Source organism: Flammeovirga sp. AWQ4_249 (genome assembly GCF_056161045.1).
This window is the reverse complement of sequence record NZ_JBSWYJ010000002.1, coordinates 318,319-332,076: the sequence shown is the minus strand read 5'-3', so window position 1 is coordinate 332,076 and position 13,758 is coordinate 318,319. Positions and strand designations below refer to the sequence as shown.

General features: G+C 33.3%; 13 protein-coding genes. 11 read left to right on the top strand and 2 right to left on the bottom strand.

Annotation, left to right across the window (positions count from 1 at the left end; all coding sequences use genetic code 11):
* The first annotated feature begins 93 nt into the window (after nt 1-93).
* From ACXAHM_RS03320 to ACXAHM_RS03305, 4 genes are all read left to right on the top strand, one after another.
* The gene (locus tag ACXAHM_RS03320) at nt 94-696 is read left to right on the top strand and encodes a thymidine kinase (RefSeq protein ID WP_474958974.1); all 603 of its coding nucleotides are present in this window, start codon (nt 94-96) and stop codon (nt 694-696) included.
* A 71-nt stretch (nt 697-767) separates the two neighbouring features.
* Complete coding sequence (locus ACXAHM_RS03315) at nt 768-4,019, top strand: PAS domain-containing protein (protein ID WP_474958973.1); 3,252 nt, start codon at nt 768-770, stop codon at nt 4,017-4,019.
* A gap of 49 nt (nt 4,020-4,068) precedes the next feature.
* Nucleotides 4,069-4,542, top strand: a complete 474-nt coding sequence (locus tag ACXAHM_RS03310; protein ID WP_474958972.1) for a peptidylprolyl isomerase — start codon at nt 4,069-4,071, stop codon at nt 4,540-4,542.
* Between the two features lie 66 nt (nt 4,543-4,608).
* On the top strand, nt 4,609-5,244 hold the full coding sequence (locus ACXAHM_RS03305; RefSeq protein ID WP_474958971.1) for an HAD family hydrolase: 636 nt from the start codon (nt 4,609-4,611) through the stop codon (nt 5,242-5,244).
* 36 nt (nt 5,245-5,280) lie between these two features.
* On the opposite strand, the gene ACXAHM_RS03300 is transcribed toward ACXAHM_RS03305, so the two are convergent.
* A complete protein-coding gene (locus ACXAHM_RS03300) occupies nt 5,281-6,528 on the bottom strand; it encodes an NAD(P)/FAD-dependent oxidoreductase (RefSeq protein WP_474958970.1) in 1,248 nt (415 codons plus the stop codon).
* A 1-nt stretch (nt 6,529) separates the two neighbouring features.
* A complete protein-coding gene (locus ACXAHM_RS03295; protein ID WP_474958969.1) occupies nt 6,530-7,165 on the bottom strand; it encodes a hypothetical protein in 636 nt (211 codons plus the stop codon).
* Between the two features lie 75 nt (nt 7,166-7,240).
* Between ACXAHM_RS03295 and flxA the strand changes: the two genes are divergently transcribed.
* Genes flxA through ACXAHM_RS03260 form a run of 7 tightly spaced genes read left to right on the top strand, consistent with a single transcriptional unit; the run spans nt 7,241 to nt 13,757 of the window.
* On the top strand, nt 7,241-8,803 hold the full coding sequence (gene flxA / locus ACXAHM_RS03290) for a flexirubin biosynthesis tyrosine ammonia-lyase FlxA (RefSeq protein WP_474958968.1): 1,563 nt from the start codon (nt 7,241-7,243) through the stop codon (nt 8,801-8,803).
* A 7-nt stretch (nt 8,804-8,810) separates the two neighbouring features.
* Nucleotides 8,811-9,539 carry a flexirubin biosynthesis SDR family reductase FlxB gene (gene flxB / locus ACXAHM_RS03285; protein ID WP_474958967.1) on the top strand — a complete coding sequence of 243 codons (729 nt, stop codon included), beginning with the start codon at nt 8,811-8,813 and terminating at the stop codon, nt 9,537-9,539.
* A gap of 12 nt (nt 9,540-9,551) precedes the next feature.
* Nucleotides 9,552-10,778: a beta-ketoacyl-[acyl-carrier-protein] synthase family protein gene (locus tag ACXAHM_RS03280; RefSeq protein WP_474958966.1), complete on the top strand. Its 1,227-nt coding sequence runs from the start codon at nt 9,552-9,554 to the stop codon at nt 10,776-10,778.
* 50 nt (nt 10,779-10,828) lie between these two features.
* Nucleotides 10,829-11,083 carry a phosphopantetheine-binding protein gene (locus ACXAHM_RS03275; protein ID WP_474958965.1) on the top strand — a complete coding sequence of 85 codons (255 nt, stop codon included), beginning with the start codon at nt 10,829-10,831 and terminating at the stop codon, nt 11,081-11,083.
* A 12-nt stretch (nt 11,084-11,095) separates the two neighbouring features.
* Nucleotides 11,096-11,959 carry an LpxL/LpxP family acyltransferase gene (locus tag ACXAHM_RS03270; RefSeq protein WP_474958964.1) on the top strand — a complete coding sequence of 288 codons (864 nt, stop codon included), beginning with the start codon at nt 11,096-11,098 and terminating at the stop codon, nt 11,957-11,959.
* A 5-nt stretch (nt 11,960-11,964) separates the two neighbouring features.
* Complete coding sequence (locus ACXAHM_RS03265) at nt 11,965-13,332, top strand: lipid biosynthesis B12-binding/radical SAM protein (RefSeq protein ID WP_474958963.1); 1,368 nt, start codon at nt 11,965-11,967, stop codon at nt 13,330-13,332.
* Nucleotides 13,329-13,757 (top strand): hotdog family protein, encoded by a 429-nt coding sequence (locus ACXAHM_RS03260; protein WP_474958962.1) that lies wholly within the window; start codon nt 13,329-13,331, stop codon nt 13,755-13,757. The genes ACXAHM_RS03265 and ACXAHM_RS03260 overlap by 4 nt, the downstream gene beginning before the upstream one ends.
* Nucleotide 13,758: the final 1 nt, after the last annotated feature.

The window sequence follows — 13,758 nt, the reverse complement described above, 5'->3', positions numbered from 1 at the left end:
AGTTAACATTAAGTAGGTAAGCAAATGCTAACAAAGTATGGTAAGATAAAAACAAAAAGTTACCTTTACAGCCCTATTATAATTTTTTATATCATGTTTGTAGAACCTAGATTTCAAGACCGTACGGAGGATAAGCCTATAGGCTGGATAGAAGTAGTTTGTGGATCCATGTTTTCTGGAAAAACAGAAGAGCTTATTCGTCGTGTAAACAGAGCTGCTATCGCTAAACAAGTAGTACATATTTTCAAACCTGCTGTAGATACAAGATACCACGAAGAAAACGTAGTTTCTCACAATGCAAACGCAATTATTTCCACTCCAGTGAAGACTGCAGAGGAAATTACACAATATGTTAGCAAAAATGAAGTTATAGCTATTGATGAGGCACAGTTTTTTGACAACGGCCTAATCGATGTTTGTGTAAGTTTGGCGAATGCTGGACACAGGATAATTGTATGTGGTTTGGATATGGATTTTATGGGAAAACCATTCGAACCTATGCCACAATTAATGGCTATTGCAGAATATGTTACAAAATTGCACGCTATTTGTGTTAAATGTGGAGAGCCTGCGCTATATTCATACAGACTTACAGCTTCTGAAGAGCAAGTGCTTTTAGGAGAAACAGACTCATACGAAGCGAGATGTAGAAAATGCTACCAAAAAGGCATGACTTCTCGTAGTGCAAATTCTTAATTTGTAGGGAATTATAGTTGATTTTTTTGCTATGATCTCTACAAGGACATGGCAGAAAAATAAACTTCTCGATGACGAAAAGAATAGATACAGATAACTTAAAGCGTCAACTATCGCGTTATTTTAGTTTTAGGACGATACAAGGAAGAAATGTATTACTAACTACTTCCTACTTATTAATCTTAATAACATTTACAATTCTTGTTGTTTATCAAAACAACTTGGTAAGTGATGTCGGTGATAGGGTAATCCAGACAAGAAACCCTATCACTGTCATGACTTCAAGAATTAATGCGGGTTTAGACCGAGTTTCCGCTGCTCAAAGAGGTTATTTCTTAACAAAAGATGATACCTATAAAGATGAACGTAACTCTTTGTGGGATACCGATATTCTTCCTGCATTAGAAAAGCTAGAAGAACTTGGAAAACAACTTACTTCTCAAGATAGAAGGTCAATTGATGGTTTGGGAATCTTACTTAAAGAATACAAACACCGTCAAGATGACCTTGAACTTTATTTTGAGCAACACATTACAGATTTTGCTGCCATTCAAGAAGATAATATTCAATCTTATGATTCTCTCACGTTGAGATTGAAATTAGAAAGCTTCAAGAAAAAATCTACATTAGATGAGTATATCGTAGAATATTTATTAACTCAAATCTCACCCCTTAAATCTGAAATTAGAGAATATCTAGGTCCATTATCACAACAACAGCGTAAAGCCATGTTGGATGATGTGAAAAGAATTAATGAAGATATTGAATCAGCCAATTCATCTATTGCCTTTGTGACGGCATTCTTTGCAATTCTTGCCATTGGTTCTTCATTGTTAGTAATCAGAACTTTAAATACTTCTTTAGTAAGACCGGTAAACCAATTGGATAGATTATCAATTGGTGATTTAGGTAAACAAATTGATGAAACTTCAGACGAGATGAATGAAATCATTTTGTCAAGTAATAAACTTAGGGATAACCTAGGGAAAGCCAGTAAATTTGCTCTCAGTATTGGTGAAGGGCATTTTGAAGCAAAATTCCAACCAGCCAGTGATTACGATATCTTGGGTAATGCTCTCGTTCAAATGAGAAATAAATTGAAAGATGTTGCTTATCAAGATGAAAAAAGAAACTGGATTACGAAAGGTATGGCTCACTTTGGTGAGATACTTAGAAAAAATCAAGATTTAAAAGAATTATCAAATGCGATTATTTCTGAACTTGTTTCTTACCTAAATGCCAATCAAGGTGAATTATATTTCTTAGATGAATCTGAAGATCAGAAATATTTAAACCTCGAAGCTACTTATGCCTTTGAACGTAGAAGAATCATTGATAAGAAAATTCATATTGATGGTAGATTTGGTGAAGGTTTGCTAGGGCAATCCTATTTATTAGGTGAAACAATTTACCTTAATGATGTCCCAGAGGGCTACACAGAAATTACTTCTGGACTTGGTGATGCAACTCCACGTTCAGTATTAATTGTTCCTCTAAAAATTAATGAAGAGGTAGAAGGAGTACTTGAAATTGCTAGTTTCACAGAAATTGAACCATTTGAAGTTGAATTTGTGGAAAGAGTTGCAGAAAGTATTGCATCTACATTGCGAACGGCAAAAAATAACCAAAGAACAAAACAACTTCTCTTATCTTCTCAAAAACAACGCGACCATTTAAGAAGTCAAGAGGAAGAAATGAGACAAAATTACGAAGAACTTCAAGCCACTCAGGAAGAGATGGAAAGAAGACAAAATGAGTTGGAAGGACTTCGTATGAATCTTCAAAATCAAGTAAAAGAGAGAACAGAAGAACTAGAAAAAACAATTGAAAGATTTGATTTGGCTCTTCAAGGTACTTCAGAAGGTATCTGGGATGCTGTTCTTCAAAATGGTAACCTTGATGAATTCACAAACTTCTGGTGGTCACCTCGATTTGAAGAATTATTGGAATACGAAGAAGGTGAATTACCAAATGATCTTGAATCATTTACCAACAATATTCACCCAGAAGATAGAAATAAAGCAATTAAAATATTTAAAGGGTTAATTGCCGATCACTTGGGTATCGCACCAGACTCATTGGATGTTCGTTTAAGGTTGAAATCTGGTACTTATAAATGGTTCCATATTTCTGGCGCTGTAAAACACGATGATGAAGGGGTTGCAAGACGATTCGCAGGAGCTATTAATGATATCTCTAGTACTATTGATTTAAAAGAATCTCAAGAACAGTTATATATGAGAGAGGCAAATCTTAAAGCCTTCTTAGATGTAACGAATGACTTCGTAATCGCAATCGATCAGAAAATGGTCATTACATTAGCTAATAATTCAATTAAAAATGCATTAGCTACGAGAGGTGTAAATATTGTAGAAGGGGAAACAGTAATTCTTGATATTGTTAGACCAGAAAATAGAGAGAAATACAAAGAAAATACGAAGAAAGCATTAGAAGGTAATATTTTCACAGATGAAATGATCCTTCAATTTGGTGCTGAAAAACGAGTAATGGATACCCGTTATTATCCAATTAATGGTGATGACGGTTCTACAATAGGGGCAACTGTAATGTTCCATGATATCACAGATAGAAAGAAAAGAGAATCTGATCTTGAAGAATCGAGAAGACAGCTGAAAGCTATTTTCGATACGTATGAAGCAGAAGTATATATGAAAGATTTACAAGGTAGGTATATCATGGTAGATCAGACATTGACGAAACGCTTAAATCTTGGGTATGACATCATTGGTAAAACGGATGTTGAAATATTTGGTGAAGAAGAAGGTAGCATGATTTGGGAGTTAGATAGAGAAATTTCTGAACAAGAAACAGAAGTATCTTATGTTGAAACACGTGCTGATGGAACCCGATTTAAATTTGTGAAATTCCCTATGGTTAATTCTTCAGGTAAAATATATGCTATTTGTAGTATCGCTTCAGAATTAGAATTTGAAGGGGAATCTGATCAAATACTTGAAAAAGTTCCTGTATCCTTGATGTATAGAAGTTTTAATGATCCGTCATTAGTAGTGAAGACGACAGGAGCATGGCAAAACCTATTTGGAGGTGCTACAGATCTTGATGTTTTCGTAACCGAAAAAGATCAAGCAAAGTATCATCATGCTATGCATAATATTAAGAAAGCCGTAAAAGAAGGTAAATCTTATTACGAGACATATACACTTACACTTCGAGATCAATCAAGAATTTTAGTCCTTGAAAAAGGAAATTCAGTAATAAATGATTTTGAAGGTAGTGAAGTTGTTATTTCTGCAATGATTAATATTACTCCTTTAAGGCCAAACCATGGTAAAAATGGATAATTTATTACCTTTGTGGCACGATTAATTTATCATTCAAAAAAATAGAGAGATGAAAGCGATCATTAAAACTGAGAAAGGAGACATGAAAGTAGAGTTCTACGAAAAAGATGCTCCTAATACAGTAGCTAACTTTGTAGATTTAGCAATGCATAATTACTATGATGGTTTAACTTTCCACAGAGTAATTCCTAACTTCGTAATTCAAGGAGGTTGCCCTGACGGAACAGGTGCAGGTGGACCGGGATATAGAATCGCATGTGAATTGGATGGAGACAACCAATACCATGATCGTGGTGTGTTATCAATGGCTCACGCAGGTAGAAATACAGGTGGATCACAATTCTTTATTTGCCACAGCCGTGCGCAAACTTCTCATTTAGACCGTAACCATACTTGTTTTGGTAAAGTAGTAGAAGGTGTTGAAGTTGTTGATGAAATCCGTCCTAATGATAAAATTCTTTCTATCGAAATTATCAAGGAAGATGGAGATCCTGACGAAATGCCAGAAGTGAAAAAATTATAATCTCATTTATGTTGAGAGAAGAGACTGTTTCTATTTTGAAACAGTCTTTTTTTATGAAAAAATACAATGAAGAAATATAAAGCAATAATTTTTGATTGTGATGGTGTATTAGTTGATTCTGAGACTTTAACAATGCAATGTTTTATTGATACATTAAAAGAGTATCAAGTAAATATATCTCTTTTAAAAGCTTTAGAAATGTTTAAAGGAAAGGCTTTTAATCAAGTAATACCCATATTAGAAAATAATTATAATATTGTTTTGGAAGAAAATTTTGAACAGAATTTTAGAGCCAAAACATTTGAAGTTTTTGAAAAAGAAATTCAACCAATAGAAGGAGTTGTAGAGCTAATTTCGTCTTTAGAAGTACCTTTTGCTGTGGCATCAAATGGTCCAAGACATAAAATGGATCTAACTTTGAAAACAACGGGATTGATAGATTTTTTTGGTGAAAATATTTTTAGTGCCTATGATATTGGTTTTTGGAAACCAGATCCTCATGTATTTTTAACAGCAGCAGAATTTTTAGGATATGCACCAGAAGAATGCTTAGTGATTGAGGATAGCATGTCAGGAGTTATGGCTGCAAAAAATGGAGGCTTTGATGTAATGGTTTATGCCAAAGGACAAGAGAGTAGTGTTTTTGAAGAAAAAGAAATTCCAATCTTTTATGAGATGAAAGAATTGAATAATTATGTATAAAAAATGCCCACCTATACGGTGAGCATTTTTTAAGAACTATGATTTTTCTTCTTCCATCATAAAGTTCTGTTTATTAAAGTGATTTAATGTTTTTACTACAGTTTTATGACGTTTCACAAAGATATTTGTATCATCCCAAACATACCCTGCTAGGATTGAAGTGATTTGCTTTTTGATATCACTATTTACATTTTCAGAGTAAAATAATTCTTGTAGTGAACCATCATACCAATTTTTGATATATGATTTAAAAACTTCAACTCCTCGTAATATGTATTTTGAATAATCTTTTTCCCAATCTACTTTTTCTCCGTTTAATTCTTTTGTAACTAAACGTGCAGCTACAGCAGCTGATTCAGCAGCGAAAGAGACTCCTGAAGAAAAAACAGGATCTAAAAATTCTGTGCTATTTCCTGTTAAGACAAAACGATCTCCATATAATTTCTCGACTCCAACGGAATACGCATATTTATAATGAGGATCAAATAAAAACTCTTCCTCTTTAAATCTATCTTTATAATATTCTGAAGTAAGCATCATTTCTTTCATTTTTGATGCTGTGTCTTCAGGATCAATCCCATCAAAGAATGGAGGAGTTCCCACTAAACCTAATGAAGTTTTACCATTTGAAAATGGAATAACCCAATACCACAACTCTTGATCTAAAATATCAAAAGTAATACATGTACCTTCTCTACCTTCAGGACGCTTTGTGTCTTCTATATGAGTAAATAAAGCACCCTTTGGAGATAAGTCAGAAGGTTTTTCTAGCCCTAGTAATCGAGGTAAAACTCTTCCATATCCACTACCATCAATAATGTATTTAGAAGAAATAGTTTTGATATTCTGGTTCTTATCTGAAATAGTGGTGACTACTTCATTTTCTTTGAATTCCACATTTTTAACCATGTGCTCAAATAAGATTTCTCCACCTTTCTCTTGAACAACTTCGGTAAGGGCTAAGTCAAAATCAGCTCTAGGCATTTGCCAGGTCCATTCCCAGCCATCAGTATATTTGTCAGAAAATAAGAATTCACATTCTTTTCCATCTCTTAAAAAACGAGCTCCGTATTTTTTCTCAAAGTTTTGTTTATTAAGATGATCAAGAAAGCCACCTTCTTCAAGATGATCCATCACTCTTGGGATTAGACTTTCTCCAATCACAAAACGAGGAAATTTTTCTTTTTCAATTAGGGTAACAGAAAATCCATTTTTTAGCAATATACCAGCTGCGATACTTCCAGAAGGGCCAGCCCCTATAATGGTAACATCAGTGTAAGTCATTTTATTTTTTTAATTCTTGCTTGACAGCTTTTTTAAATTTGGGTCCACCATATTTCATAGTAGCATGAATGGTTGATGCCCAGTAGTTTCTTATTCCAAATCCCCCTGGTTTACTCATTTCGTAGTCACTATAAAGTATTTCTTTTGTTTTAGTATTAAAAAATATGGTATAGGTAATTCCATAAGATTTTACTTTATCGAAACGCATAACTGCATACAGTAGTCCAAGGTTCTCCTCCTCTGTAGGAGTATATTTTGCTAATATAGTGTTTAAATCTAAAGGTTTTTTATTTTCTGTAGAAAGAGTTGTAATAACTAAGCTATCAGGGTTAATTTTTTCATTGAACCTAGTCACCTCGTTAATATCGACAACTACTGTATTTTTTTTATAATATTTTGGTATGTTATATTTTGAAGCTTCGTCAAGAATAAGACTATTCCATTTTTTTAAATAGTTCTCTTGTAAGTCTTTAGGGTTTGTGAATCCTTCTTTTCCAACGAACTTAGCTTTGGTGAAATCTATACCATAATAGATGATTTTATCATTTATTAGCAAAGATTTTTGAGAAAATGATTGGAATGATAAGAAAAGGAAAAAAACAAATAGTATTCTTCTTGTAAATATTTTAGATTGCATGATAATTAATAAAACTAGGTTAATGGATATTTTTCCATAGTATAATTACAAATTTTTTAGAAGAAAGAAAATACAATGTTGTCAATAAATGGAAATATTCAAGGAATATCATTCTTTGAAGACATCTTGTCAGGTGAGAGAGAGTTAAGTGTAGAGGCAGCGACAAAAGACAAAGTAGTATCAAGCTTCAATTTTTTAACTGATTTTTCTTCTGATAAAGTTATTTATGGTATCAATACTGGTTTTGGACCAATGGCTCAATATAAAGTCGATAGTTCAGATCAGATACAGTTGCAATACAACCTGATTAGAAGTCATGCCTCAGGTGGTGGACAAAAGATACCTCGCGTTTACGCAAAAGCTTTATTGGTGTGTCGACTAAATACCTTCTTACAAGGTAAATCTGGTGTCCATGTAGAACTTATTGAATTAATGACCACGTTAATCAATAAAGATATCATACCCGTAATCTATGAACATGGTGGTGTAGGTGCAAGTGGAGACTTAGTACAGTTGGCTCATTTAGCCTTAGCTTTAATAGGTGAAGGAGAAGTTGAGTACAAAGGAGAAGTAAGAGATGCTGCTGAAGTTTTTCAGCTTGAGGAAATCAAACCTCTGAGAATTCACTTAAGAGAAGGCTTAGCACTTCTTAATGGTACGTCATGTATGACTGGTATTGGTGTAGTGAATATTATGCAAGCCTATAAATTATTGGATTGGGTAATGATTGGTTCATCAACAATCAATGAAGTAGTCAGCAGTTTTGATGATTATTTCTCAGTTCAATTAAATGAGGCCAAAAAACACAAAGGTCAAAGAGATGTAGCTGAGAAGTTGAGACAGTTGGTAGAAAACTCTCAACTTATTCGTAAAAGAGAAAATGTTCTTTACCAGGATGAAGCTCAGTCAATCGCTGTCTTTGAAGAAAAGGTACAAGAATATTATTCTATACGTTGTGTACCTCAAATTTTAGGTCCAATCTTGGATACAATCAGAGAGGTAGAAGAAGTAGTTCTTAATGAAGTCAATTCAGTAAGTGATAACCCTGTTATCGATATTGAATCACAAAATGTCTTTCATGGAGGAAACTTCCACGGCGATTATGTTTCTTTAGCTATGGATAAATTGAAAATTGTCATGACTAAACTATCAATGATGATGGATAGACAATTGAACTATTTGTTTAATAGCAAACTAAACAATATCCTTCCTCCATTTATCAATCATGGGGTATTAGGATTAAACTTCGGCATGCAAGGTGCTCAGTTCCCTGTAACTTCTACAGTAGCTGAAAATCAAACCCTTTCATTCCCTAATTATGTGCACAGTATTCCAAATAACAACGATAATCAAGATATCGTAAGTATGGGAACAAACTCTGCATTGATTACAAAGAAAATCATTGAGAATTCATTTGAAATAGTAGCCACTTATCAGTTAAGTATCGCTCAAGCGGTAAATTATTTAGATATTGCTGATAAAATGGACCCTAAATTAAATGAAGTTTACCAACTAGTTTGTAATATTGTCCCTCCTTTTAAAGAGGACTACCCAATCTTTAAAGATTTAAGAAAATTGAAAAATGAAATTAAAGACTTTAAAGTGGAGAATTTTTTTACTCAAGTAGAAGAAGTATAACAACCAAATGAAATACGCATTAGTAACTGGTGCTAGTAGAGGAATTGGTAGAGCCATTTCTGTAAAACTAGCAAAGATGGGGTATCATATTTTAATTAACTACCAATCTAACGACGAAGCTGCCCAAGAGACTTTAGAACTGGTAAGACAAGAAGGACAAGACGGAGAATTATTGAAATTCAATGTTGCTTCTAAAGAGCAGGTAACTGAAGTACTAGGAGGCTGGATAAAAGAACATTCTGATGATGTAATCGAAATCTTGGTAAATAATGCAGGGTTTAGAAAAGATGCTGTATTCTTATTTATGGAAGATGAAGAATGGGATAGCGTTTTGGATGTGAATTTAAAAGGATTCTACCTTCTATCAAAAATGGTTCTTCAAACAATGTTAGCACAAAAGTTTGGTAGAATTATTAATGTAGTATCTCTTTCTGGAATAAAAGGTTTACCTGGTCAAACAAACTATTCTGCTGCAAAAGCAGGAGTAATTGGTGCTACAAAAGCATTAGCTCAAGAAGTTGCCAAAAGAAAAGTTACGGTAAATGCTGTCGCTCCTGGTTTTATTAAAACAGAAATGACAGAAGACCTTGATGAGAAACAACTTAAAGGTATGATCCCAATTAAACGCTTTGGAACTGCAGAAGAAGTAGCTTCAGCAGTGGGATTCTTTGCTTCAAAAGACGCTTCATATATTACAGGTGAAGTGTTATCAATTAACGGCGGACTTTATACATAAAATTTTTTGATAATGAATAGGAGAGTTGTAATTACAGGAATGGGGATTTACTCTTGCCTTGGTGAAAATCTATCAGAGGTTACCGAATCACTGAAAGAGGGGAAATCAGGCATTATCTATGATAATGAAAGGAAAGAAATGGGTTACCGTTCAGCACTAACTGGAATGGTTGACGCCCCAAATCTTAAAGGTGTAATAAAGAAGAGAGAAAAGGCTAGATTAGCTGAAGAAGGAGAGTATGCTTTAAATGCTACTTTGGAAGCTATCGAAAATGCTAATCTTACAAAAGAGTTTATTGCTGAAAATAACTTTGGGATCCTTTATGGTAATGATAGTTCTGCAAAGGCTGTTGTTAAAGCTACTGATACTATTCGTGAAAAGAAAGATACAACATTGTTAGGTTCAGGCTCAATTTTCCAGTCTATGAACTCGACTGTAACTATGAACCTTTCTACTATTTTTAAGTTGAAAGGAATTAACCTAACAATAAGTTCAGCTTGTGCAAGTGGTTCTCATGCTATTGGTTTTGGCTATTTATTAATTCAAATGGGTCTTCAAGATAGAATTATCTGTGGTGGAGCTCAGGAGATTAATCCATATGCTATGGGAAGTTTTGATGGATTGAGCGCATTCTCTATTCGAGAAGACGCACCAACGAAAGCTTCGAGACCTTTTGATTCAGGTCGTGATGGCTTGATTCCAAGTGGAGGAGCTGCTACTGTAATTATAGAGAGCTTAGAAAGCGCTCAAGCAAGAAATGCCCCAATCTTAGGTGAAATTACTGGTTTTGGATTCTCTTCGAATGGAGATCATATTTCAAATCCAAATACAGAAGGACCTATCCGTTCATTAAAGATGGCTATAGAATCAGCAGGTATTGATCCAACTGAAATTGATTATGTAAATGCTCATGCTACTTCTACACCTGTTGGTGATGCGAATGAAGCAAAAGCAATTGATGAAGTATTTGGTGAAGCAAAACCATACGTTTCTTCTACAAAATCAATGACAGGTCATGAATGTTGGATGGCAGGGGCAAGTGAAATCGTTTATTCTTTATTAATGATGCAAAATTCTTTTGTTGCTCCTAATATCAATTTGGAGAATCCATGTGATGAAGCAAAAGACTTAAACATTCCAAAAGAATCGGTAGAAGCTAATATTGATACATTTTTATCAAATTCTTTCGGTTTTGGAGGTACAAATTCAACATTAATTGTTAAGAAATTTAAGAATTAAAAAATAAAAATCGATTTTTACACCACTTTAGAATTATTAAACTAGATATAATGACAAATTCAGAAATTATAGAAATCATCAATAATTTTTTAGTTGAAGAGTTTGAGGTAGAAAGAGAAGATATCTTACCCGACGCAGTACTAAAAGACACTTTAGAGCTTGATAGCTTAGATTATATCGACTTAGTAGTTGAAATTGAAAGCAATTTTAACTTCAAAGTAAAGCAAGAAGATTTTATCGGTATCAAAACATTCCAAGACTTTTATGATTACATCATCAATAAAGTCAACGAGAAGGTAGCATAAGTTCTTTAAAATATGGCTATTTGGAGTGGAAAAACGAAAGGTGGGGTATTAGGCTATTCTATTTTTATCAATTTATTGAAAAAGTTTGGTTTAGGCCCTGCTAGATTATTACTTCGTTTTGTTGTCCCTTACTACATTATTTTCGATCCGAAGTTATCAAAGCTTATTTATAATTTCTTTAGAAAGAGAATAGGATATACACCTATTAAATCTTTCTATTCTATCTATAAAAATACTTACCTTTTTGGTCAGGTTTTGTTAGATAAATTTGCAATGATGACTCCCATTAAAGATCAATATACTTTTGAATTTGATGGTGAGAACAACTTACATAAAATTGCAGATGAAGGTAAAGGAGGAATAATAATAACAGCTCATATCGGTAATTGGGAAATTGCTGGTCAACTTTTGGATCGTCTATCGACTAAAGTAAATGTGATTATGTTCGATGCTGAATACGAAAGAATAAAGCATTTGATATCCTCACAATTGGGAGAGAGAAACTTTAATATTATTCCACTAAAAGAAGATATGTCTCATATCTTCGCTATCAACAAGGCCTTAAAATCTGGTGAACTATTGTGCATTCAGGGCGACCGTTTTTTAGAAAATGCACCAACTTTGAAGTTGAAATTCTTCGATGAATTAGCATCCTTTCCAAAAGGACCATTTGATTTAGCGGCTAGGCTAAAAGTTCCAGTTTGCTATGCTTTTGCAATGAAAGCTGGAAAAACGCATTATAAATTAAATTCAACTGAGCCCTATTTAGGTTTAAATAGTAAAGAATTGGCTTCAGAGTTTGTGAACGTTGTAGAGAGAAAAGTAAAAGAATACCCTGAGCAATGGTTTAATTTTTATGATTTCTGGAAACAGTAAATCTTATGGACACAAACAATAAAATTTTATTTTTATCCGCTAACAAACATAGAATTCCTTATCCAGTTTATCCCATTGGGATATCCTATCTAGCTACCTATCTAAGGCAGAAACTGACAGACTATGATTTTAAACTAGGAGACCTAAATCTTCAAAGTTTAGATGAAATCAAGCAAACCATTAAAGAGTATAATCCAAAGTATATTGGAGTATCTCTTAGAAACATTGATGATTCTGATTCTTATCATCAAAAGAGTTTTATTGAGCAGTATAAAGAACTGGTAGATGCTATAAAAGAAGTCTCTAATGCTAAAATTATTTTAGGAGGCTCAGGTTTTTCTATTTTTTATGAAGAGTTATATAAAACCCTTCAAGCTGATTATGGTATTATTGGAGAAGGAGAAGAAAGTTTGTATCAGCTAATTACAGCTTTGGATACAAATTCATCTCTAGATGCAATTCAGGGGTTGGTTTATCAAAAAGACGATAAGATAGTCTGTAATGATAAAAACACCTTTACATGTCACCTTAATTTTTCTTTTGAAAAGAATTTGTTTGATTACTATTGGCAAGAAAGTGGTCTTGTGAATATTCAAACAAAAAGAGGATGTCCTTACAATTGTGTGTATTGTAGCTATCCTTTTATTGAAGGAAAAAAGGTGAGAACATTGGATCAAGATTTAATTATTGATTCATTAAAAGAAATTAAGAAAAAAGAGAAAGGGAGTTATTTATTTTTTACTGATTCTGTATTCAATCTTAAGAATGATTACAATAGAGAGTTAGCTGAAAAAATGATTCGAAATGATGTCAACATGAATTGGATGGCATATTTCTCTCCTTCTAATATTTCAAAAGAAGATCTTCAACTTTTTAAGAGATCAGGTTTAACGCATATTGAATTCGGAACAGATTCTCTTTCCGATACACAATTGAAAAATTACAATAAGCGTTTTACGGTAGAGGATGTGCTATCAGTATCGAAGACCTGTGATGAAGTTGGAGTTCATTTTGCTCACTTCTTGATTTTGGGAGGTGTGGGTGAAACAAATGAGACAATTCGAGAGACTTTAGAAAATTCTAAAAGGTTTCCAAGAACTGTATTTTTTCCATTTGTTGGTATGAGAATTTTTCCAAATACACCACTTTATCAAACAGCAATTGATGAGGGTGTAATCACAAAAGATACTTCATTACTATCACCACACTATTATATATCTAAAGATGTAGATTTAAGCCAAGTGCAAGAAGATGCTCAAAAAACAGGAAAGAAATGGGTTTTCCCTAATGAAATGGATGCCATTTCTGAGCAGATGAAATTTTTAAGAAGTAGAAACAAAAAAGGCCCACTTTGGGAATTTATTACAAGATGATAGCTACACCTGAAACAATAATTGATTTTATTCCTCAACGATCACCTTTTGTTTTGATCGATAACTTAGTGAGTGCTACAGAAAGTGAGACTATCACTTCTACAGTCATTAAAGAAACATCTTATTTTATAACAGATGAAAAAATGACAACTCCTGGATTATTGGAAAATATGGCTCAAACTGCAGCTGCAGGAGTAGGTTATAAATGTAGTCAAGCAAATACAGAAGTTCCTGTTGGATTTATTGGAGCAATTAAAGATTTTCAATTAATGCAAGAACCAAAAGTAGGAGATGAAATTACAACGAAAATAACAGTACAAAATGAAGTATTTGGGGCTTCGATTGTAAAAGGAGAAATCTTTATTGAAGACAGACAGATAGCTTCAGCTGAATTAAAAATATTTCTCCAAACTGAAGACAACTAAA

What these genes read in the sequence shown, in the direction of transcription:
- ACXAHM_RS03315 (WP_474958973.1), top strand. Translation starts at nt 768, where the DNA reads ATGACGAAAAGAATAGATACAGATAACTTAAAGCGTCAACTATCGCGT.
- ACXAHM_RS03300 (WP_474958970.1), bottom strand. Translation starts at nt 6,528, where the DNA reads ATGACTTACACTGATGTTACCATTATAGGGGCTGGCCCTTCTGGAAGT.
- ACXAHM_RS03295 (WP_474958969.1), bottom strand. Translation starts at nt 7,165, where the DNA reads ATGCAATCTAAAATATTTACAAGAAGAATACTATTTGTTTTTTTCCTT.
- ACXAHM_RS03310 (WP_474958972.1), top strand. Translation starts at nt 4,069, where the DNA reads ATGAAAGCGATCATTAAAACTGAGAAAGGAGACATGAAAGTAGAGTTC.
- ACXAHM_RS03305 (WP_474958971.1), top strand. Translation starts at nt 4,609, where the DNA reads ATGAAGAAATATAAAGCAATAATTTTTGATTGTGATGGTGTATTAGTT.
- flxB (WP_474958967.1), top strand. Translation starts at nt 8,811, where the DNA reads ATGAAATACGCATTAGTAACTGGTGCTAGTAGAGGAATTGGTAGAGCC.
- ACXAHM_RS03275 (WP_474958965.1), top strand. Translation starts at nt 10,829, where the DNA reads ATGACAAATTCAGAAATTATAGAAATCATCAATAATTTTTTAGTTGAA.
- flxA (WP_474958968.1), top strand. Translation starts at nt 7,241, where the DNA reads ATGTTGTCAATAAATGGAAATATTCAAGGAATATCATTCTTTGAAGAC.
- ACXAHM_RS03265 (WP_474958963.1), top strand. Translation starts at nt 11,965, where the DNA reads ATGGACACAAACAATAAAATTTTATTTTTATCCGCTAACAAACATAGA.
- ACXAHM_RS03270 (WP_474958964.1), top strand. Translation starts at nt 11,096, where the DNA reads ATGGCTATTTGGAGTGGAAAAACGAAAGGTGGGGTATTAGGCTATTCT.
- ACXAHM_RS03280 (WP_474958966.1), top strand. Translation starts at nt 9,552, where the DNA reads ATGAATAGGAGAGTTGTAATTACAGGAATGGGGATTTACTCTTGCCTT.
- ACXAHM_RS03260 (WP_474958962.1), top strand. Translation starts at nt 13,329, where the DNA reads ATGATAGCTACACCTGAAACAATAATTGATTTTATTCCTCAACGATCA.
- ACXAHM_RS03320 (WP_474958974.1), top strand. Translation starts at nt 94, where the DNA reads ATGTTTGTAGAACCTAGATTTCAAGACCGTACGGAGGATAAGCCTATA.